The sequence below is a fragment of the Paraburkholderia sp. JPY465 genome (genome assembly GCF_050436725.1).
GTDB classification, from domain to species: domain Bacteria; phylum Pseudomonadota; class Gammaproteobacteria; order Burkholderiales; family Burkholderiaceae; genus Paraburkholderia; species Paraburkholderia youngii.
This window is the reverse complement of sequence record NZ_JBNDMT010000002.1, coordinates 78512-99631: the sequence shown is the minus strand read 5'-3', so window position 1 is coordinate 99631 and position 21120 is coordinate 78512. Positions and strand designations below refer to the sequence as shown.

Genomic DNA, 21120 nt, shown 5'->3' with positions numbered 1-21120 from the left:
AATTCACAGGCAATGCCTTCCCTGACCGTATGCAACTTTGATGGAGCAGGTGAGCGTGCAGCGTGCAGAACGTGTCGCAGTCGATGTGCCGATGCCGTCACGCAACTTCGCGGCGACACGGCGCATGTTGCTGATCGTGCTGGCCGTGTCGATCGTGTTTCCGTTGGCCTGCCTCGCGGGCTATGGCTACTTCGACTACCAGCGCAGGATCTCCGATGCGAACGATATGATCGACCGCCTCGCGCGCGTGGCGCAGGAGCAGGCCGTCAAGGTGCTGGATCTGAACCGGCAGATGGCCTCGCGCGTGATCGAGCTGCTCGGCGATTCCGACGATGCGCAGATCCGTGCGCGCGAGCGCGAACTCCACGCGCGTCTGCAGAGTATTGGCGGCGACTTTCCGCAGGTGGCATCGATCGCGCTGCTCGGCGTGAACGGCGAGCTGCTCGCGTCGAGCCTCGCGTACCCGGCGCCGGCGGTGCAGATCGGCCAGCGCGACGATTTTCTCGCCGCGAAGGCGATGCGTCCGCAGCCGTATTTCTCGCTGCCGATGTTCGGCGCACTGTCGAAGGTCGACGTCTTCACGACCGCGATCGGCCGCTCGGACGCGAACGGTCGGTTTCTCGGCGCGGTCACGGTCGCGCTGCGCAACGAATATTTTTCGCGCTTCTATCACGAACTGACCAACGGCGATCCGTCGCTCGCGCTCGCACTCTACCGGCAGGACGGCAATCTGCTGGTGCGCTATCCGCCATGGCCGGCCGGCGCGCGACCGTCGGTGCACAGCGCGTTCATGTCCGCGTTGCGCGACAAACAGCTGTTCGGCCACGTGCGTCTGAATTCGACCGTCGACGGCGTCGAGCGGCTGCTCGCGTTTCGCCGCGTCGGCGACTACCCGTTGTATGTGATGAGCGCGTACGCGACGTCGTCGATCGTGGCGGCGTGGCGCACGCACTTTCTGTTGATCGCGGCGCTGACGGCGGTGCCGTGTATCGCGATCTGGGCGCTCGTGCTGTATTCGCTGCGCCAGCTCGAAGCGGAGCGGCGCGCGTGGGAGCGCTGGCAGGGCGAGGTCGCGATGCGTCTGTCGGCCGAGGCGTCGAGCCGGCAACTGCAGCGCATGGGCGCGCTCGGCAATCTGGTCGCCAATGTCGCGCACGATTTCAACAACCTGCTGATGGTGGTGTCGGCCAACACCGAGCTCGCGCGGCTCAAGCATTACAACGATCTCGAGAAGGAAGTGCATGCGGTCGAGCGTGCCACCGCCACGGCCCAAGCGCTGACACGGCGTCTGCTCACCGTCGCGCGCAAACAGCCGCTGAAGCAGGAGCCCGTCGAGCTTGCGCGCTGGCTGCCGGCCGCGGTGCCGCTGATCAACGCGGCGCTCGGCGACACGATCGAGCTGGCGCTGCGCATACCGGAGGGCTTGTGGCAGGTGCTCGTCGATCCGACCGATCTCGAGTTCGCGATCGTGAACATCGCGATGAACGCGCGCGATGCGATGCCGCGCGGCGGACGCTTCGTGATCCGCTGCCAGAACAATCGGCTGGTCGGCAGCGACACGCTGCTGCCGGACGGCGAGTACGTGCTGATCGCCTGTTCCGACGACGGCGAAGGGATGCCTGAATCGGTCGCGCGGCGCGCGTTCGAGCCGCTCTTCACGACCAAGCTGCGCGGCGCGGGCACCGGCCTCGGGCTCGCCCAGGTGCTGTCGATGTCCGAGCAGGCCGGCGGCACCGCGAAGATCGACAGCGTGCTGGGCAGCGGCACGACGGTACGGATGTTTTTGCCGCGCTATCGCGAGCGCGCGGCAACGGCCGGCGTCGATGCACGCCAGCCGCAGCCGACCGCGGCCGGGGTCGTGCTGCTCGTCGAGGACAACGAGGACGTCGCGGCCGGCGTGACCGCGGTGCTCGAAACCTTCGGCTGCGAGGTCCATCACGAGCCGACCGCCGACCAGGCGTTCGACGTGCTCAGCGCCGGCGAGCGCTTCGAGCTCGTGCTGTCGGACATCCAGATGCCGGGCAAGCTGAACGGTATCGACCTCGCGGAGAAGATCCGCAGCGCGTGGCCGACGCAGAAGATCGCGCTGATGACCGGTTACGCCGACGAACTAGACCGCGCGCGTCGGCTCGGCATCGCGATACTCGCGAAGCCGTTCAACATCGACGAATTGCATGCGGTGGTGGCGTGCGGCGCCTGAAGCCGCGGCACGCCGTTTGCGCATTGCGTGCATGAGCTTTTCCTGTCGTGCTGTGCTGCGGCACAGCCCTTGCTGAAAAGAGTGCGAGGTTTGCGCGTGCGGCTGTCGCGCGCCCACTTCCTTTCGACAGTTTCGACACCAAGGAGAATCGCCATGAAGATCAGACACGCAGTGCTCGTTTCCACCTTGCTCGCGGCTTCGTCGCTCGTGATGGCGCAAGGCGCCGGCGGCGGCGGCGGCGGGGGGCCGGCCGGCACCGACCCGAGCACCAACGCCGCGACCTCGTCGCGCGAGGGCGGCGATGCGGGCCCGGCGGCGACGACCACGCCTGCGACCCACCATCACATGAAGAAGCATTCGAAGTCGAAAAAGCCCATGACCGATTCGACGAATATGCCGGGCGCCGACGCGAGCAGCGATACGAAGGGGCAGTAAGCGCCGCGTATCGAGGCAGAAGGACGGCAGGAGCCGCACGCCGGTCCCCCGGCGTATCGGCTGCTGCGGTTTCGTACAGAAGCGTGCTGACGGGCGATTCGCGCTTCGCCCGCCGGCGGGTCAATCCTTTTCCATCGACGGGTCGTACTTGCCGAGCGCGGCCGCGCCATTCAGACGCGCGCGCTTGAGCAGCGCCTGCTGCGCTTGCTTCACGTTGCCCGGCTGGCCGCGCCACGCATTCAACGGCGGCTCCTGCAACGCGCGCCCATACGAGAAGCTCAGATTCCACGGCAGCGCGCCGAGCCGGTTCATCGCGCTGAGATTGGCGGTAGCTTCCTCGGGCGACTGTCCGCCCGACAGGAAAACGAGACCCGGCACCGAAGAGGGCACCGTGCGCATCAGCACGCGAACGGTCGCCGCCGCGATATGCGCGGTGCTCGACTGCTGCTCATGCTCGGAGCCAGCCAGCACCATGCTCGGCTTCAGCACGATATGTTCGAGCACGACGCGATGCCGATGCAGCGCATGAAACACCTCGTGCAACACGGCCTCGGTCACTTCCGCGCAACGCTCGATCGTGTGATCGCCGTCCATCAGCACCTCGGGTTCGACGATCGGCACGATGCCGGCTTCCTGGCTGATCGCCGCGTAGCGCGCGAGCGAATCGGCGTTCGCCTCGATCGCGAGCCGGCTCGGCAGGCTCGCGGTGATGTTGTAGACCGCGCGCCACTTCGCGAAGCGCGCGCCTTGCCGCTTGTAATCGACGAAGCGTTTGGCGAGACCGTCGAGGCCTTCGGTAATTTCATCGCCCGGAGCGAGCGCGAGCGGCACCTTGCCGAGGTCCACCTTGATGCCCGGCACGATGCCGTTCGCCGCGGCCACTTGCGGGAACGGCGTGCCGTCGTCGGCTTTCTGGCCGAGCGTTTCCTGGTAGAGGATCACGCCGCTCACGAACTCGCCGAGGCCGGGTGTCGTCAGCAGCAGGTTGCGATACGCGCGACGGTTTTCTTCGGTCGATTCGAGGCCGATCGTCTTGAAGCGTTTGGCGATGGTCGGGCCGCTTTCATCGGCGGCGAGAAGACCCTTGCCCGGTTGAATCATCGCCTTGACGGTGGCTTGCAGCTCGCTACGGGTGTCCATGAGGTGTGCTCCCTTGGGTAGGCTCCGTACGATGCGGTGTGCGGAGAAGTGCCGGTGACAGTTTCCTTTGCGTGACGAGTGGGTGCGAAAGCGGACTTTATTCGCCGAGCAGATGCAACACGATATCGCGCGGCTGTGGCTGACGCCGATGTTCGAACAGATAGAGCCCCTGCCATGTGCCGAGCACCATTCTTCCATGCTCGACGGGCACCGATAGCTGCACCTGGGTGAGTGCCGTGCGCAGATGCGCGGGCATATCGTCGGGGCCTTCGGTGTCGTGCTCGTAGCGCGTGTCGTCCTCGGGCGCGAGGGTCTCGAAGTAGCGCTGCAGATCGCGCCGTACCGATGGATCGGCATTCTCCTGAATCAGCAGCGACGCCGACGTGTGCCGGCAAAATACCGTCAGCAGACCGGTACGGATGTCCGTATCGTCGACGAAGCGGCGCGCGTCGTCGGTAAATTCGACCAGGCCGCGGCCACGGGCCTGGACACGCAGATGATGGATGACCTGGCGCATGATGGAGCTCGAATCTCAGAGCGACGCGAACGCGTCCTCGATGTCCTCGGCGCTGCGTGGCCGCACCACGCGCGCGACCTCGGCGCCGTCGCGCATCAGCACGAGCGTCGGCCAAAGCTTGACCTTGAACGAGCGGCCGAGCGGGCGGCCGGGACCGTCCTCGATCTTCAGATGCCGCACGCCCGCGTGCGGTGCGAGCGCCTGCCGGATCGAGGCCTGCGCACCCTGGCAATAGCCGCACCAGTCGGTGCCGAATTCGACGACGGTGGCGCCGGGCAGCGAGTCGAGCTCGGCGCGGGAAGGGGCTTTCGGGGAATAAGCTGTCGGGGAGGTCATGCGTGCTCCGCTCTTGATCGTGATCTGCCAAGGGTAGCAGCTATGCCGCGGATCGTCAGCGCAGCGGCCGTATGCAGCCGATGCGCGTGATGTCGCCGCGGCATGTTAAAAAGCGGTGCGCGCGTGCTCGACCGATCGACGCGCCGCGTCATCGCACGGAACCTCGCAAGACATGAACGCACGAATCTATCTGCAACATCCGCAACACAAGGACGCGATCGCGGTCGCGACCGGCTTCAGCTGGGGCGCGTGCCTGCTCGGCTTCATCTGGGCGCTGTCGAAAAGAATGTGGTTCGCCGCTTTCGTGATGCTAGGCATCAATGTGATCCTGCTCGGCATCGGTCTGTGGGGCGAGACGGCCGATCTGATCGGCTTCGGGCTGTCGATCGTGTTCGCGTTCGCGTGCGGCGCGTATGGCAACCGGTGGCATCGCTGGACGCTCGAACAGCGCGGCTACGTCGTCGTGTGATGCGTTCACGCTGGAGCGCGGATTGCTGCGCGGGCGTGTGATCGAAGCTCGGTTCAATCCGTGATGGAGGCGTTTCATGCTCATTGCATCGACAGTCGCTGGTCTCGCCGTGTCGTTGGGAATGTTGGCCATCGCGCCGCTCGCCCACGCCGCCGACGCGGCGCCCCCCGCCACGATCGCGGCCACCCCGGCGACCCCAACGTCCGCTCCCGCCGACGACACCTTCCTGCTGACGATCTTCCTGCGCCACGACGAATCGAAGCCGCTGCCGAAGATCAACGATCAACTGCGCGAGCAGGGCTTCTTCAAGACCTTTCCGCCGCCCGGCATCGAAGTCGTGTCGTGGTACGTGATGATGGGCATCGGACAGGTGGTGACGCTGCGCGTGCCCGCGAGCCGGCTGCGCGACGTGAACCGCGCGATCGAATCGACCGCGTGGGGCGGCTATCACACCGAGTTCTATCCGACCTACGACTACAAGGCGCAGGCGCAGCAAATGCGCGCAACTGAGGGCAAGTAGCGGCGAGTGTGCGGGGAGCTTGCCGCTAACGGCGCGCATCGGCACCGCACGGCGCGAGCAGCGCTACACCCACGCGCGCGCATTTCACAATTGGGACGGCTGTGAGCGGGTTTACGCGAGCCGCGCTCCGGGTCGATAATGCCCCGGTCGTTTTTGGCCCCGAGCCCGCGACGCCTATCGTGCCGTCGCGCGCATCGAAGCGCAGCGAGGCCCGCTCCACCTGACCTTCCGTCCCCGTGTTGAAAACTGCGCGTTTTTTCGACCTGCTTCGCATTCCTGGCTTCAAGCCGCTCGCTGCCGCCACCCTGATGCTCGGTGTGGCGATGTCCTTCACCGCACCGTATCTGTCTTTGTTCGGCATCGAACGCGCCGGCATGACCCCGTTCCGGCTCGGCGTCTTCATGACGCTGATCGCCGCGAGCGGCGTGCTCGCGAGCACGGCCGCCGGGCGCTGGAGCGACAGGAGCGGGCGGCACCGCCCGTTGTTGCTGGCGGCGCTGATCCTGGCCGCGCTCGGCTACCTGTGTCTGTGCGTGGTGCGCGATTACCGGCTGCTGCTCGTGGTCGGTATCGTGTTCATCGGCGCGGGCGGCTCGGCGATTTCGATGGTGTTCTCGTTCAGCCGCGCGGCGCTGCCGGTGCCCGACCCAGCCGAGCGGGTGTTCGCCAGCGCGACGCTGCGCACGATCCTGTCGGCCGCATGGGTGTTCGGGCCGTCGGTCGGCGCGCTGGTGCTCGCCGCGACGAACTTCACCGGGCTGTTCCTGTTCGCGGCCGCGAGCTTCGCGATCTGCGGGTTCATCGTCTGGCGCATGCAGGAGCCGCAGAGCCATCTCGGCGATCACACGGTCGAGGACACCGCGTCCGAGCCGTCCGCGTCGATCACGGTGCCGCCGCTGCGGCAACCCGGCGAGGATGCGCACGAAACGCTGCCGGCCGCGTCGGCGAACGACATCCTGCGCTCCGTGACCGCGCTGACCTTGCTCGGCCTCGCCGCGAACGCGACGATGATCGTGCTGCCGCTCTACATCGTGCACGGGCTGAACGGCACGCATCTCGACGTGTCGGTGATGCTCGGCCTCGGCGCGCTGACCGAGATCCCGATGATGCTCGCGCTCGGCGCGAAGTCGTCGTCGCTGCACAAGCCGAACTGGCTTGCCGCGTGCGCGGCCGTGCATGCGGTGTACTTTGTCGCGATGTCGCTGGCCGGCAGCGTCAGCGTGCTGATCCCGATGCAGATGCTGAACGCGTTCGTGGTCGCCGTGACCTCGTGCCTCGGCATGACCTACGTGCAGGATCTGATGCCGCACTCCCCCGGGCGCGCGACCGCGCTGTTCTTCAATGCGGCGCGGGTCGGCTCGATCCTGTCGGGCGTGCTGTCCGGGCTGCTCGTGCAGGCGTTCAGCTATCGCGGCACCTTCCTGTTTTGCGGACTGCTGGGGCTGTGCGCGCTCGTGCTGTTCGCGGTGCCCGGCTATCGCTATCCGGTGATGTGGCGCGCGGTGAAGCGCTTCACGGCTGAGCAATACGCGAAGCTGGCCGCGCGCCGCGGCACGCGCTTGCCCGAGCGCAGCGAATGACGCGCGACGCCGCGTTCGCTTTCGTGCGGATGCGGCGCGCCTCCAGCCGCGCGGAACTTTGACCCGCGCCGCACCTCTGCAAAAAAGTGCGGCTTCTTTCGACCCATTCGGCGCACCTCGCGACACAGCGCCTATGCTTAAGGGCAACCGCGCCGCCGCAACACGACGACCAGAAAATCGGACAGCGCAACGCAGCATCTTTCGGAGCGAGCTATGCAGCTAGGCATGATTGGATTGGGACGGATGGGCGCCGACATGGTGCGGCGCCTGACCAAAGGCGCTCAGCAATGCATCGTGTACGACGTGCAGCCGGCGGCGGTCGACAGGCTGAAGCAGGAAGGCGTAGCCGGCGCCAGTTCGCTCGAAGACCTCGTCGCGAAGCTCGCCAGGCCGCGTGCCGTGTGGCTGATGGTGCCGGCCGCGGTGGTCGACGCGACGCTCGACAAGCTCGTGCCGCTGCTCGAACCGGGCGACATCGTGATCGACGGCGGCAACTCCTACTATCACGACGACATCCGCCGCGGCCAACAGCTCGGCGCGCACCAGCTTCACTATGTGGACGTCGGCACTAGCGGCGGCGTGGCGGGGCGCGAGCGCGGCTACTGCCTGATGATCGGCGGCGAGGCCGAGGTCGTGAAACGGCTCGAACCGATCTTCTCGGCGCTGGCGCCCGGCGTCGGCACCGAGAGCGCGACACCGGGCCGCGTGGCGGGCGCGAGCACCGCCGAGCAGGGTTTTCTGCATTGCGGCCCGCAAGGCGCGGGGCATTTCGTCAAGATGGTTCATAACGGCATCGAGTACGGGCTGATGGCCGCCTACGCCGAGGGTTTGAACGTGCTGCGCCACGCCGACGCCGGCCGCCACGCGCGCGAAGCCGATGCCGAGACGGCGCCGCTGCGCCGCCCCGAGCTGTATCAGTACGATCTGAATCTCGCGGACATCGCCGAGGTGTGGCGGCGCGGCAGCGTGATCGGCTCGTGGCTGCTCGACCTGATCGCCGGCTCGCTCGCCGGCGACACCGACCTGAAGGGCTACGCGGGCCGCGTATCGGATTCGGGCGAGGGGCGCTGGACCGTCGCCGCGGCGATCGACGAAGGCGTGCCGACGCCGGTGCTCAGCGCGGCGCTGTTCGCGCGCTTCAGTTCGCGCGGAGAAGCCGATTTTGCGAACCGCGTGCTGTCGGCGATGCGGCACGATTTCGGCGGTCACGCGGAAAAACCCGTCGCGCCGGACGGCGGACTGAAGTAGCCGAGGCGATCCACGAACCTGCCACGAGGAACCGCGATGCCAGTCACTTCCGCCACGCCGCACGACGTCGTATTTCTATTCGATTGCGATAACACGCTGCTCGACAACGATCACGTGCTGCAAGATCTGCGCGCGCACATGATGGGGCAGTTCGGCGAAGAGAACAGCGCGCGCTACTGGGAAATCTTCGAGAACCTGCGTAAGGAACTTGGCTACGCCGACTACCTCGGCGCGCTGCAGCGCTACCGGACCGAGCATCCACGCGACACGCGTCTGCTGCTGATGTCGTCGTTCCTGATCGAGTATCCGTTTGCGAACCGGCTCTATCCGGGTGCGCTCGACGCGCTGCGGCATGTCGGCAAATACGGGCCGACGGTGATCCTGTCGGACGGCGACGTCGTGTTCCAGCCGCGCAAGATTTCGCGCTCGGGCCTGTGGGACGAAGTGGAAGGACGCGTGCTGATCTACATCCACAAGGAGTTGATGCTCGATCAGGTGATGGATTGCTATCCGGCGCGCCATTACGTGATGGTCGACGACAAGCTGCGGATTCTGAGCGCGATGAAGCAGGCATGGGGCGCGGAGCTGACGACCGTGTTTCCGCGCCAGGGACACTATGCGTTCGATCCGAAGGAGATCGCGAACAATCCGCCCGCGGACGTGAGCATCGGGCGAATCGGCGAGTTGGCGGAGATCGACGTGCAGACGCTGTTGCGTAGCGGGAAGGGCAACTAGGCGGCGCCGCGCGCGATGTGCGGGCACCGCCTCTTGGATGGAGTCGCGGGTGAAGTCGCGAGATCAAGCGCCCAGCGCTTTCAGGCGCGCCTGGGTATCGGCTGCGCCCATGCGCGCGGCGGCATCGGCCGCGCTGACGCCGTTCGCGTCGCGCGCATGCGGGTCCGCGCCGTGCGCGAGCAGCAGATCGACGATTGCGGTGCGGTTGAACATCGCGGCGATCATCAGCGCGGTGCGGCCATCGGGCGATGCGCCTTCGACGTCGGCGCCATGCGCGAGCAAGGTTTCGATCACGTTGTCGAAGCCCTTGAACGCGGCGCCCGCGATCGGCGTCTGCCCCGCATCGTTGCGCAGGTTCGCATCGGCACCCTGTTCGAGTAGCGTGCGCACCGCGTCGACGTGGCCGTGGTAACTCGCGAGCATCAGCAGGCTGTCGCCGCGCTCGTTGCGCAGATTCGGCGGTACGCCCTTTTCGATGACGGCGGCGAGCATCGCCGCATCGCCGCGTCGCGCGAGGTCGAAGACTTCCCGGGCGAGCGCCTGCAATTCAGGATCGGGTTGCGAAGCGGACGGGTTGTTGGTGTGGTCGCTGTGGTTGGCCAAGGCTCTCTCCTTGCGTTGAATGAGAGGCGCGATGCAAATGTCGCGCCCGGTTTTTCAGAGAGCATACACATTCCGCGGCGCTCGCGTCCGCGTGCCGACAGCGGCGCCGCTGTGCTACGCGTGGCTGAAAAGCTTGACCAGCAGCCCGAATACGCCTATCGGTATTCCGACCGCCACGAACGTCAATACGAGCGTAAGGACCAGAACCTTAAGCACTTTGAGCGCACTGGGAGATGTCGACATGGCGGCCATTGACCTGAGACAGAGGATCACGAAAAGAAAGCAGACAGCGCAAGGCAATTGCAGTACGAATGCCACAGTCAGCGCCAGATACTGCGAGGGGTAGAAACATTCGCCCCCGGTTTGAGCAGCTTAGTACATTCGACCCGTGCCCCACGGCTTCGTTTCGATTGCACCGCATCATCCGCCAACCAGCCTGACAGTTCTTTTCGAGGAGTGACGCCATGGCCGAAGCAACCTCGCATCCCACCCCACCGCAAGTTCTGGACCCCGATATGCTGCGCAACCTCGATCGGTACTGGCGCGCATGCAATTATCTGTCGGTCGGCATGATCTATCTGCGCGACAACCCGCTGCTGCGCGAACCGCTGAAGCCCGAGCACATCAAGAACCGGCTGCTCGGCCACTGGGGTTCCGACGCCGGCCAGAGCTTCGTGCTCGTGCATCTGAACCGGCTGATCCGCAAACACGATCTCGACATGATCTTTCTGTCCGGCCCCGGTCACGGCGCGCCGGCGAGTCTCGCGCACTGCTATCTGGAAGGCACCTATTCGGAGGTCTATCCGGACCGCAGTGAGGACGAAGACGGTATGCGGCGCTTTTTCCGGCAATTCTCGTTCCCGGGCGGCATCGGTTCGCATTGCACGCCGGAAACGCCGGGCTCGATTCACGAAGGCGGCGAACTTGGCTACTGCCTGTCGCACGGCTACGGCGCCGCGTTCGACAATCCTGATCTGATCGTCACCGTGATGATCGGCGACGGCGAAGCGGAGACCGGGCCGCTCGCCACCTCGTGGCATTCGAACAAATTCCTGAACCCGATCCGCGACGGTGCGGTGCTGCCGGTGCTGCATCTGAACGGCTACAAGATCGCCAATCCGACGCTGCTCGCGCGCATTCCGCATGAAGAGCTCGAGGCATTGATGGTCGGTTACGGGCACAAGCCATATTTCGTCGAAGGCGACGATCCCGACACGATGCATCAGCAGATGGCGGCGACACTCGAACAATGCCTCAGCGAAATTCGCGCGATCCAGCAGAACGCGCGGCAGAACAACGACACCACTCGGCCGCGCTGGCCGATGATCGTGCTGCGCTCGCCGAAGGGCTGGACCGGGCCGAAAGAAGTGGACGGTCACAAGGTGGAAGGCTCGTGGCGCTCGCATCAGGTGCCGGTGGCCGATGCGGTGACCAATCGCAAGAGTCTGAAGATCGTCGAGGATTGGCTGCGCAGCTACGGTCCTGAAACGCTGTTCGATGCGAATGGCCGCCTCGTCGAAGAACTGCGCGCGCTCGCGCCCGAAGGCGCGCGCCGCATCAGCGCGAATCCGCACGCGAACGGCGGGCTGCTGTGCAAGATGCTCGACATGCCGTCGTTCCGCGATTACGCGGTCGCCGTGAAGAAACCGGCGGCGGCGTATACGTCGCCGACCGCGGTGCTCGGCACCTTCCTGCGCGACGTGATGCGCAAGAACATGTCGAACTTCCGGCTGTTCGGTCCCGATGAAACGTCGAGCAACAAGCTGCATGCGGTTTATGAAGTGTCGGGCAAGACCTGGCTCGATCCGCTCGAACCGAGCGACGCTGACGGAGGCCACCTGTCGCCCGACGGCCGCGTGATGGAGATGCTCAGCGAGCACACGCTCGAAGGCTGGCTGGAAGGCTATAACCTGACCGGCCGTCATGGGCTCTTCGCGACCTACGAAGCGTTCGTGCACGTGATCGACTCGATGTTCAACCAGCACGCGAAATGGCTCGAAAAATCCAAGCGTGAGCTCGGCTGGCGGCAGCCGGTGCCGTCGCTCAATCTGCTGATCACGTCGATCGTGTGGCGCCAGGATCACAACGGTTTCACGCACCAGGACCCCGGTTTTCTCGACGTGGTCACGAACAAGAGCCCGGATGTCGTGCGCATCTATCTGCCGCCCGATGCGAACTGTCTGCTGAGCGTTGGCGACCACTGCCTGCGCTCGCGCGACTACGTCAACGTGATCGTGTCCGACAAGCAGCCGCATCTGGATTATCTCGACATGGACGCGGCCGTCATTCACTGCACCAAAGGTATCGGCATCTGGGACTGGGCGTCGACCGATCAGGGCGCCGAGCCGGACGTCGTGATGGCGTGCGCGGGCGACATCGCGACGATGGAAGCGCTCGCCGCGGTGCAGATCCTGAAGGAGCACTGCCCGACGCTGAAGATCCGCTTCGTCAACGTGGTCGATCTGTTCCGCCTGATGCCGGAGCGTGCGCATCCGCATGGACTGTCCGACCGCGATTTCGATTCGCTGTTTACGACCGACAAACCGGTGATCTTCAACTTCCACGCGTATGCGGCGCTCGTGCACAAGCTCACGTACAACCGCAAGAACCACGGCAACATGCACGTGCATGGCTACAACGAGAGGGGCAACATCAATACCCCGCTCGAACTCGCGATCATCAACGGCGTCGACCGCTTCACGCTGGCGATCGATGCGATCGATCGCGTCCCGACGCTGCGCGGCGTCGGCGATCATACGAAGGAGTGGCTGCGCGGGCAGATCATCGAGCATCTCGCATATGCGCACGAGGAGGGGATCGACAAGGAGGAAATCCGTAACTGGACGTGGAAAGGCTGAGGGGGAACACCATGCACGACCACGATCAGGAACGGACGATCCTCGTGTTGAACAGCGGGTCGTCGTCGTTGAAGTTCGGGCTTTTCGCACCTTCGGCCGACGACGAAACGCTGCTGCTCGAAGGCGCGGCCGAGGGCATCGGCCGCACCGACGGCCGCCTGCGGATCAAGGCGGCCGACGGCCGCGTGCTGTTGCAGCAGGACCAGAGGCTCGACTCGCAGACCGAGGCGCTGCAACAGCTTTCGCAACTGCTCGTGCAACAGCATCATGCGCGGCCCTCGGCGGTCGGGCATCGCGTCGTGCATGGCGGCCCGCATCTGCGCACGCACCAGCGCATCACCGACGACGTGCGCCGTCAGTTGCTCGACGCGCTGCACTTCGCGCCGCTGCATATCCCGCCGGCACTCGAGTTGATCAACGAAGCCACGCAGATTTTCCGCGACGCCACGCATTACGCGTGCTTCGACACCGCGTTTCATGCGACGCTGCCGCCGCGCGCCGCGCGGCTCCCGCTGCCGCGCCGATATGCGGATGCCGGTGTGATCCGCTATGGCTTTCACGGGCTGTCGTACGAATCGCTGGTCAAGCAACTCGGCGCGGCGTTGCCGTCGCGCGCGGTGTTCGCGCATCTCGGCAACGGAGCGAGCCTGTGCGCGCTGCTCGACGGCCGCTCGGTCGATACGACGATGGGTCTGACGCCGACCGGCGGCATCCCGATGGGCACGCGCAGCGGCGACCTCGATCCGGGCGTGCTGCTGTATCTGATGCGCGCGGAACGGCTCGACGCGGATGCGCTGGACACGCTGCTCAATCGCCAGAGCGGTCTGGCCGGTTACGCGGACGGCGAAAGCGACATGCAAGCGCTGCAAAAAGGCGCGGCGGCCGGCGATGCGCACGCGTCGCTCGCGCTCGATGCGTTTGCGACCGGCGTGCGCAAGACGATCGGCGCTTACGCGGCACTGCTTGGCGGCATCGATCTACTGGGGTTCACCGGCGGGATCGGCGAGCACAGCGCCGAGGTCCGGCGGCGCGTATGCGATGGGCTTGCGTTTCTTGGGCTCGTCGAGGGCGATCCGGCGGGCAAGGTGAGGGTGCTGCACACCGAGGAGGAGAAGCAGATCGCGCGGCATTGTCGGGAACTGCTGCTAGCGGGCTAGAGCTGACGCGCCTGACCCGCTCGAGCCGCGTTATGCCGATTTGACCATGGTCCGGTCCGCGATGCCGGTGACGCCGAACAACCGCGTCACGTCTTCGAGCATCGCGGTGCGCTGTGCTTCGTGCTGAAGCTCGCCCGACAGCGTGATGCGCCCGCGCGTGACCTTCACGCGCACGGCGCGCGGCGGCACGGCCGAGTCCCACGCGAGACGGCGTGCCGCTTCAGCGGCGATCTGCGCGTCGGTCAGGCGGGTAGGCTCGCCAGATTTCGAGCTAGCGGAGCGCATGGAATCTCCACGAAACAGAATGTCCATCCCTTCACACTAGCAGATGCGGCGGGATTTGCCCGCGTGCGCGCCTGGCCGCTGCCGCCGCCCGGTTCAAGGGTATGCTCACGGTTCGTTCCGACCGAGCCAAGGCCCGAATCATGTCCGACTTTCCCATCGACAACCCGTTTCTCGACTCGCTCGGCGTGCGTCTGACGCAATGGCGCGACGGCTACGCCGAGCTGCTGATGCCGATCGACGCGAGCAAGCTCAATCGTCAGGGCGTGCTGCAAGGCGGCGCGATCGCGACGCTGCTCGATGCCGCCGCGGGCTACGCGGGCCTGTATGCGCAGCCGGGACAACCGGCGCGGCATGGCTTCACGCTGTCGCTGACCACCAACTATCTGGACAAGGGGCTCGGCGCGACGGTCACCGCGAAGGGTTTTCTCGAACGCTCGGGCCGTTCGATTTTCTTTTCGCGCGCGGAAGCGTGGGTGGACGGCAAGCTGCTGATCGCGAGCGCGCAGGGCACCTTCAAGTATTCGAAGACCGCCTGACGCGCGGCGGCCCCGGCAGCGCAGATTCCCGCACCGCGCGGGCCGCGCCGCGTTTATCATAGTGGCCACCTGACAGGACGCGCCGTCCAGCCGTGAACGGCGCGCGCATCTTCCACGAGACCTCGCATCCCCATGAATTCGACTCCCGACGCTCCTTCCCGACCCTCGCTGCGCGCGCTGACCGCGCTCGAAGGACGTGTCCTCGGTGTGCTCGTCGAAAAACAGAACACAGTACCCGACAGTTATCCGCTATCGCTGAACGCGCTGACGCTCGGCTGCAATCAGAAGACCGGCCGCGCGCCGGTAATGAACGCGACCGAGGCCGAGGTGCTGACCGCCATCGACGGCTTGAAACGCCTGAGCCTCGTGTTCGAGGGCAGCAGTAGCCGCGTGCCGCGCTTCGAGCACAACATGAACCGCGTGCTCGGACTGCCGGGGCAGTCGATCGCGCTGTTGACCACGCTGCTGCTGCGCGGCCCGCAAACGGCCGCCGAATTGCGCCTGAACAGCGCGCGTCTGCATGGTTTCGCCGATATCTCGTCGGTCGAAGCGTTTCTCGACGAACTGGCCGCGAACGATCCGCCTCGCGTCGTCCGGCTGCCGCGCATGGCGGGCGAGCGCGAGAACCGCTGGATGCATCTGTTGTGTGGCGAGGTCAGCCTCAGCGAAGCCGCGCAGTCGGCGGTGGCCGAGGACGACAGCGTGCCGCTGTCCGCATTCGAGGCGCTGAAGGCCGAGCAGAAGCGTCTCGCCGACGAAGTCAGCCGTCTGCAGGCCGTCGTGCGGCGCATGGCGGCCGAGCTGGGTATCAGCGCGGACGATTTGTGATCTGAAATGAAGACGGAAATGGAAACGGAAACGTAAAGCCGCCCGTTTCACGCGTCGCGCCGACGCGGCCTGTCCGCCAGCAACGTGCGCTGCGTGCGATAGAAGATTCGCGGCGGCACGTTCGGCGAGTCTTCGGCGAGACGGTCGAGTTCGGTACGAATGCCGGTGAGGTAGTGCGCTTCGCGCGCATCGGCGTCGCCGGCAAACACCGCTTCGAGCCGCCGGCGCACCGCGCCATAGCGCGCACCGGCCGCGCGATGTTTCTCGGCACGCTCCGCATACCGCAGGAACGTTTGCAACGCCGCGGAAATCGCCGCCGTCACGCTGACGAGCCCAACGAATATCCGCATCTCGAACGACACCGGCGGCACGCTCAACGACGCGAACACCGCGGTGCCGACGAACGCGGTCAGCGCGGTCACCAGCCAGCCCATGCGGCGCTCGCGCGCCGACAGCAGATCGGCCATGTCGTAATGGCTCATCTGCGATTCGCGCGCGCGGCGAATCCATTTCAACAGCAACTCGGTTTCGTCGACGGGCGGCTCGTAGGCGGGCAGGGTCGTCATCGTTCAGTGGTCGGCGCGCACATCAATCGTAGGAAAACGAGCTGCCGAACTTCTCGATCCGCTCCAGCGCCATGCCCGAGCCGCGCACGACGCAGGTCAGCGGCGCCTCGGCGACGAACACCGGCAGGCCGGTTTCCTCGGCGAGCAGACGGTCGAGATCGCGCAGCAGCGCACCGCCTCCCGCGAGCGTGATGCCGCGCTCGGCGATGTCCGCGCCGAGTTCCGGCGGCGTCTGTTCCAGTGCGATCTTTACCGACGAGACGATCTGGTTCAGCGGATCGGTCAGCGCTTCGAGGATTTCGTTGCTCGACACGGTGAAGCTGCGCGGAATGCCCTCGGACATGTTGCGGCCTTTGACCTCCATCTCCATGACCTCGGAGCCCGGAAACGCGGAGCCGATTTCCTTCTTGATCGCTTCGGCGGTCTGCTCGCCGATCAGCATGCCGTAGTTGCGGCGAATGTAGTTGACGATGGCGTCGTCGAACTTGTCGCCGCCGACCCGCACCGAACCCTTGTACACGATGCCGCCGAGCGAGATCACGCCGACCTCGGTGGTGCCGCCGCCGATATCGACGACCATCGAGCCGGTCGCATCGGACACCGGCAGGCCGGCGCCGGTCGCGGCAGCCATCGGTTCCTCGATCAGATAGACCTGCGAGGCGCCCGCGCTATGCGCGGCCTCCTTGATCGCGCGACGCTCGACCTGGGTCGAACCGCATGGAACGCAGATGATGATGCGCGGCGACGGCGCAAAGAGCCGCGCCTCATGCGCCATCTGGATGAAGCGCTTGATCATCTGCTGGGTGATGTTGAAATCGGCGATCACGCCGTCTTTCATCGGCCGGATCGCCTCGATGTTGCCCGGCACCTTGCCGAGCATCTGCTTCGCTTCGCGGCCCACGGCGAGGATGATCTTCTTGCCGTTCGGCCCGCCTTCCTGGCGGATCGACACGACCGACGGCTCGTCGAGAACGATGCCCCTGCCGCGCATGTAGATCAGCGTGTTCGACGTGCCGAGGTCGATCGCGAGGTCGTTGGAAAAGTAGCCGCGCAGAAAACCGAACATGCGTATTCCTGTCTTTGCGAAGGCGGGCGCGTGAGCGCCGCCGGGAGCTTGTCGGGGTCTGCCGCTTGCACGCGGCGGGCGGCCAGAGCGTGGGCCGCGCGACAGCAAGAATAGCAGTTTATCGACGGCTGCGGCCGCAGTATCGTTTGCTATCTGCCGCTCGCCGGACCCAGCCGCGCCGCGATCGTGCGGCATGCCGCAAGCAGCGGCTCGATGTAAGTAGCCTGCACATCGTCGCGACGGCGGAAGGTCGGCATGCTGATGCTCACGCAGCCGGCCGCGCGGCCGTCCGGGCCGCGAATCGCGGCGCCGTAGCAGCAGATCGAAGCTTCGTTCTCCTCCTGATCCTCCGCGTAGCCGCGTTGCGCGGTCGCATCGATCTCGCGGCGCACGGCGTCGAGGTCGGTCAGCGTGTGCTCGGTGAAACGCGCGAGTGGCGCGTTCTTCAGCAACGCCTCGCGCTCGGCCACGGTAAGTGTCGCCAGGTAGGCCTTGCCGACCGAGCTCGACGTCAGCGACACGCGCGTGCCGATGCGCGAGGCCATGCGCACCGCGTGCGGGCTTTCGAGCTTTTCGATGTAGACCATCTCGCCCTGACTCGGCACCGCGAGGTGGATCGTCTCCGACGTGAGGTCGCGCAAGGCCATCAACGCGTCGACGGCCGCGAGCCGCAGGTCCGAGCGCTCCCAGCTATGGCTCGCGAGATTGATCAGGCGCGGTCCGAGGCCGAAGGTGTTGCCGCTGCCGCTTGCGATGATCAGCCCTTCGGCCTGCAATGCGGCGACGATGCGATGCACGGTCGGGCGAGGATAGCCGCTCGCCGCGCTCAGTCTGGCGACGTTGGGCGGCGTTGGCGCATCGGCGATCAATTGCAGCACCGCGATGAACTTCGAGAACGCGGCGGCGCCGGCGACGGCCTTGGAGTCGGCTTTGTTCTCAGCGTGCCGGACGGCATCGTGGCGGGCGGCGCCAGCGCGCGAAGAGGGTTTGGAAGCGGAACCGGACATTACATAGAGGCAGGGCAGGGGTACGCAATTATGCTTTATCGATGGCGTCGAACGAAGGTAGCGCCGCTTCACGCAACGACTGGCTCACGCGACGAGATACCCGCCGTCGACCGGCACGATCGCGCCCGTCATGAACGACGCCGCCGGCGTGCAGAGGAACACCGCGACCTGCGCGACTTCTGCCGGCGTGCCCCAGCGACGCAGCGGTGTCCGTTCGAGGATCGCCTGCGAGCGGCCATCGTCGTCCTGCAACGCCTGCGTGAGCGGCGTTGCGATCCAGCCCGGCGCAACCGCATTCACGCGAATGCCGTCGGCCGCATACGCGATGGCCAGCGACTTCGTTAGCTGCGCCACCCCGCCCTTGCTCGCGCTATAGGCGGGCACAAGTCCGCCGCCGAAAAAACTCAGCATCGACGCCGTATTCACGATGCAGCCCGCCGACGCCTTCAGCAAGTCGCGCGCGGCCGCGCACACCCGCATCGTGCCGTTCAGATTGATATCCATCACGCGTTCGAACACGTCGAGCCGATGTTCTTCGGCGCGGCTGATCACGCCCGCGCAATTGACCACGATGTCGAGACGCTCGAACGCGTTAACCGCTGCGCTCACGGCGTCCGCCGAGCGCACGTCCAGCGTGACGCGCGGGATCTCGCGTTCGAGCGTATCGGGTGCGCCTGCGGGCAGCGGCAAACCGGCCGCGATCGTCTGCGCCCCGAGTTGCGCGAGCGCGTTGGCGATTGCCGCGCCGATGCCGGACAAGCCGCCGGTCACGAGCGCGGTCTTGCCTTCGAGTAGCTGATTCTGGAATGTCATGTGAGAAGCCGCGTCAGGTGGGTTGGGTCTCGATCGAACTCGCGAGCGGCGCGGGCGCCACTTCCTTGACGACGAACAGATAGACGAACGCCGCCGCGAACGCAACCGCCGCGCTGATCAGCAGCGCGTTGACGAACGAATGCGTCTGATCGACGACGATGCCCGTGATCACAGGCGCGAACGAGCCGCCCAGATAGCCGCCGAAGTTCTGCATGCTGCCGAGCGACGCGACCAGGTGGCGCGGCGCGGCGACGCTGACGAGCGCCCATGCGCTGCCGCTCGACAGGTTCACGAACAGCATCGCGAGCGACACGTAGACGATCGCGAGCGTCGTGCTCGGCGTGTAGGCGGCCGGCACCGTGAACGCGGCCGCGCCGACGAGGCCGATACACAGCGGCCATTTGCGGCTGCGGATCGGCGCCATGCCGCGCTTCAACAGATAGTCGGCGATCACGCCGCTGCTCGCCATGCCGATCGTGCCGAACACATAGGGAATCGCGACCAGCCAGCCGGTATGCGCGATGCTCAGATGACGCTCGCGCTCGAGATAGCCGGGCAGCCAGGTCAGATAGAGCCACACCATGTAGATCACGCCCATGAAGCCGAAGATCATGCCCCACGTATTGCGCAGCTTGAACAGCGCGCCCCATTCGGACCAGCTGAGGCCCTGCGGGTTTTCCTGGGCGGTCGCGCCTTCGTTCAGATGCGCGGTTTCGGCTTCGGTCAGCGCGATTTCGCTGCGATTGCGATAGACGACGTACCACGCGAGCGCGACGATAATGCCGATCACGCCCATGATGACGAACATCGTTCGCCATCCGAAGGCCAGCATCAGCACCGTGAGCAGCGGGGGCGCGATCATCGGCGCGATGGTGGATGACGAGATGAAGGTGCCGATCGGCGTGCCGCGCTCGCGTACCGCGAACCATTCGCTGACGACTTTCGCGCCAGCCGGAAACAACGGCGCCTCGGCGATGCCGAGCACGACGCGCGCGCTCAGGAAGTGATTGAGCGTCTGGATGAAGCCGCCCGCGACCTGGGCGATCGACCATACGAGCATGCCGAGGCCGAGCATCACGCGCGAACCGAAACGGTCCAGCAGTGCGCCGACCGGCAACTGAGCGAACGCATACGACAACGAGAATGCGGACAGCAGTAACCCCATCTGTGAAGCCGACAGATGCAATTCCTCGCTGACCAGATGATTCGCGATCGACAGCGTGCTGCGGTCGAGATAATTGACGATGCCCGCAACCGTCAGGAAGACGACGGCGACCACCTGGATACGTTTCAGACGTTGCGACTTCTGAAGCATGCTTGTCTCCTGCGCAATGGGTCCTGCTGTGTCGGGATGGTGTTGCTGTGACTCCGGGTATTGCAGAGTCGTTGGGCGTGTTGTTTACCGGATGAACTGGTCGACGTAGTCTTCGCCGAGCCCGACCGCCGTGTAGTGCTTGCGGCACATGTCGATCTTCGTGAACACGTCTTCGTAGCCGGTGTAGTTGCCGTACGGATCGCAATAGAACATCACGCCGTTGACCTGGAAGTACGTGATCATTTCCTCGACGTCTTCGGGCACATATAAGGTATGCGTTTCGCCCGGCGGCTCGTACACGTAGCTGCCTTCGGTCGCGACCCAGTCATGTTCGAGATAGCGCCAGCGGCCCTTGAGCACCATGCCGTGCACGGCCTGCGGATGACGATGGCGGCTCAGCACACCCGAGCGGCGCACGCGCAGCAGATTCATCCAGTATCCCTGCGACGCATTCAGACATAGCGGACGGAACGACACGTTTTCGGCCTGCGGGACCCACACGCGTTCGTCGGTCGGAATCGCGAAGGGCACGACGATTTCCTTTTGCGCTTCCTTCGGGAACGGCAGTTGGTACGGCGTCAAGGCGGATTGATTAGCCTCTGGCATGCGGAAATTCCTCGCGAAGTGTGCTCAAAGAACTTCATGTCCACATGGTGGATATCAAGTCCACGATATGGCTATTATCGGAACCGGTTTCGGCGGGGTCAATCCTGGGGAAATCACCGGTCGGACACGACAAACCACACGTGAATTCATGCTCACGTCGCGCGACAGATGCACGGGCAACGGTGGCCGCAAGCGCGCACGCGCAAATAGCCCATAAATCAAGGCTTCTTCGCCCGTTCTGATCGAGCACCATCTTTAAGCCTTGTTTAAGAGGAGGCCACTACATTACGCATCCATCTC

22 protein-coding genes are annotated in these 21120 nt (G+C 65.4%); 11 read left to right on the top strand and 11 right to left on the bottom strand.

The window, feature by feature from the left end; genetic code table 11:
* Positions 1 to 55: 55 nt before the first annotated feature.
* On the top strand, positions 56 to 2200 hold the full coding sequence (locus QFZ94_RS02515; protein WP_429455483.1) for a response regulator: 2145 nt from the start codon (positions 56 to 58) through the stop codon (positions 2198 to 2200).
* 153 nt (positions 2201 to 2353) lie between these two features.
* Complete coding sequence (locus QFZ94_RS02510; RefSeq protein WP_429455482.1) at positions 2354 to 2635, top strand: hypothetical protein; 282 nt, start codon at positions 2354 to 2356, stop codon at positions 2633 to 2635.
* A gap of 120 nt (positions 2636 to 2755) precedes the next feature.
* Here QFZ94_RS02510 and QFZ94_RS02505 read toward each other — a convergent pair whose 3' ends face one another.
* The 3 genes from QFZ94_RS02505 to QFZ94_RS02495 all read right to left on the bottom strand — a co-directional run bounded on the left by QFZ94_RS02505 (position 2756) and on the right by QFZ94_RS02495 (position 4628).
* Complete coding sequence (locus QFZ94_RS02505) at positions 2756 to 3775, bottom strand: class I fructose-bisphosphate aldolase (RefSeq protein WP_368583588.1); 1020 nt, start codon at positions 3773 to 3775, stop codon at positions 2756 to 2758.
* A gap of 97 nt (positions 3776 to 3872) precedes the next feature.
* A complete protein-coding gene (locus QFZ94_RS02500) occupies positions 3873 to 4292 on the bottom strand; it encodes a secondary thiamine-phosphate synthase enzyme YjbQ (protein ID WP_368583587.1) in 420 nt (139 codons plus the stop codon).
* 15 nt (positions 4293 to 4307) lie between these two features.
* Positions 4308 to 4628 (bottom strand): thioredoxin family protein, encoded by a 321-nt coding sequence (locus QFZ94_RS02495; protein WP_368583586.1) that lies wholly within the window; start codon positions 4626 to 4628, stop codon positions 4308 to 4310.
* Positions 4629 to 4800: 172 nt separating this feature from the next.
* Between QFZ94_RS02495 and QFZ94_RS02490 the strand changes: the two genes are divergently transcribed.
* From QFZ94_RS02490 to QFZ94_RS02470, 5 genes are all read left to right on the top strand, one after another.
* Positions 4801 to 5097, top strand: coding sequence for a DUF2628 domain-containing protein (locus QFZ94_RS02490; protein WP_368583585.1), 297 nt, complete (start codon positions 4801 to 4803; stop codon positions 5095 to 5097).
* A 76-nt stretch (positions 5098 to 5173) separates the two neighbouring features.
* Entirely contained in the window at positions 5174 to 5617 is a 444-nt protein-coding gene (locus tag QFZ94_RS02485; RefSeq protein WP_429455481.1) for a hypothetical protein, read from the top strand.
* Positions 5618 to 5853: 236 nt separating this feature from the next.
* On the top strand, positions 5854 to 7197 hold the full coding sequence (locus QFZ94_RS02480; RefSeq protein ID WP_368583583.1) for a sugar efflux transporter: 1344 nt from the start codon (positions 5854 to 5856) through the stop codon (positions 7195 to 7197).
* A gap of 213 nt (positions 7198 to 7410) precedes the next feature.
* Positions 7411 to 8445: a phosphogluconate dehydrogenase (NAD(+)-dependent, decarboxylating) gene (gnd, locus tag QFZ94_RS02475; RefSeq protein ID WP_429455480.1), complete on the top strand. Its 1035-nt coding sequence runs from the start codon at positions 7411 to 7413 to the stop codon at positions 8443 to 8445.
* Positions 8446 to 8481: 36 nt separating this feature from the next.
* Positions 8482 to 9180: an HAD family hydrolase gene (locus QFZ94_RS02470; protein WP_368583581.1), complete on the top strand. Its 699-nt coding sequence runs from the start codon at positions 8482 to 8484 to the stop codon at positions 9178 to 9180.
* Positions 9181 to 9243: 63 nt separating this feature from the next.
* On the opposite strand, the gene QFZ94_RS02465 is transcribed toward QFZ94_RS02470, so the two are convergent.
* The gene (locus QFZ94_RS02465) at positions 9244 to 9783 is read right to left on the bottom strand and encodes an ankyrin repeat domain-containing protein (protein ID WP_429455479.1); all 540 of its coding nucleotides are present in this window, start codon (positions 9781 to 9783) and stop codon (positions 9244 to 9246) included.
* A 464-nt stretch (positions 9784 to 10247) separates the two neighbouring features.
* Between QFZ94_RS02465 and QFZ94_RS02460 the strand changes: the two genes are divergently transcribed.
* Both QFZ94_RS02460 and QFZ94_RS02455 read left to right on the top strand, forming a co-directional pair.
* Positions 10248 to 12641, top strand: a complete 2394-nt coding sequence (locus QFZ94_RS02460; protein WP_410849223.1) for a phosphoketolase family protein — start codon at positions 10248 to 10250, stop codon at positions 12639 to 12641.
* 11 nt (positions 12642 to 12652) lie between these two features.
* Positions 12653 to 13798, top strand: coding sequence for an acetate/propionate family kinase (locus tag QFZ94_RS02455; RefSeq protein ID WP_429455478.1), 1146 nt, complete (start codon positions 12653 to 12655; stop codon positions 13796 to 13798).
* A 30-nt stretch (positions 13799 to 13828) separates the two neighbouring features.
* On the opposite strand, the gene QFZ94_RS02450 is transcribed toward QFZ94_RS02455, so the two are convergent.
* On the bottom strand, positions 13829 to 14083 hold the full coding sequence (locus QFZ94_RS02450; RefSeq protein WP_368583577.1) for a BON domain-containing protein: 255 nt from the start codon (positions 14081 to 14083) through the stop codon (positions 13829 to 13831).
* 140 nt (positions 14084 to 14223) lie between these two features.
* Between QFZ94_RS02450 and QFZ94_RS02445 the strand changes: the two genes are divergently transcribed.
* Both QFZ94_RS02445 and QFZ94_RS02440 read left to right on the top strand, forming a co-directional pair.
* Complete coding sequence (locus tag QFZ94_RS02445; protein ID WP_368583576.1) at positions 14224 to 14619, top strand: PaaI family thioesterase; 396 nt, start codon at positions 14224 to 14226, stop codon at positions 14617 to 14619.
* 132 nt (positions 14620 to 14751) lie between these two features.
* Positions 14752 to 15447 carry a YceH family protein gene (locus QFZ94_RS02440; RefSeq protein WP_368583575.1) on the top strand — a complete coding sequence of 232 codons (696 nt, stop codon included), beginning with the start codon at positions 14752 to 14754 and terminating at the stop codon, positions 15445 to 15447.
* Between the two features lie 47 nt (positions 15448 to 15494).
* Here QFZ94_RS02440 and QFZ94_RS02435 read toward each other — a convergent pair whose 3' ends face one another.
* From QFZ94_RS02435 to QFZ94_RS02410, 6 genes are all read right to left on the bottom strand, one after another.
* The gene (locus tag QFZ94_RS02435; protein WP_176105924.1) at positions 15495 to 16013 is read right to left on the bottom strand and encodes an SLATT domain-containing protein; all 519 of its coding nucleotides are present in this window, start codon (positions 16011 to 16013) and stop codon (positions 15495 to 15497) included.
* Positions 16014 to 16035: 22 nt separating this feature from the next.
* Positions 16036 to 17079 carry a rod shape-determining protein gene (locus QFZ94_RS02430; RefSeq protein WP_429455477.1) on the bottom strand — a complete coding sequence of 348 codons (1044 nt, stop codon included), beginning with the start codon at positions 17077 to 17079 and terminating at the stop codon, positions 16036 to 16038.
* 149 nt (positions 17080 to 17228) lie between these two features.
* Positions 17229 to 18086, bottom strand: a complete 858-nt coding sequence (locus QFZ94_RS02425; RefSeq protein ID WP_429455476.1) for an IclR family transcriptional regulator — start codon at positions 18084 to 18086, stop codon at positions 17229 to 17231.
* A gap of 84 nt (positions 18087 to 18170) precedes the next feature.
* A complete protein-coding gene (locus QFZ94_RS02420; RefSeq protein ID WP_429455475.1) occupies positions 18171 to 18899 on the bottom strand; it encodes an SDR family NAD(P)-dependent oxidoreductase in 729 nt (242 codons plus the stop codon).
* Positions 18900 to 18912: 13 nt separating this feature from the next.
* Positions 18913 to 20214 carry an MFS transporter gene (locus QFZ94_RS02415; protein ID WP_429455474.1) on the bottom strand — a complete coding sequence of 434 codons (1302 nt, stop codon included), beginning with the start codon at positions 20212 to 20214 and terminating at the stop codon, positions 18913 to 18915.
* An 84-nt stretch (positions 20215 to 20298) separates the two neighbouring features.
* Positions 20299 to 20820 (bottom strand): 2,4'-dihydroxyacetophenone dioxygenase family protein, encoded by a 522-nt coding sequence (locus QFZ94_RS02410; protein WP_429455473.1) that lies wholly within the window; start codon positions 20818 to 20820, stop codon positions 20299 to 20301.
* Between the last annotated feature and the right edge of the window lie 300 nt (positions 20821 to 21120).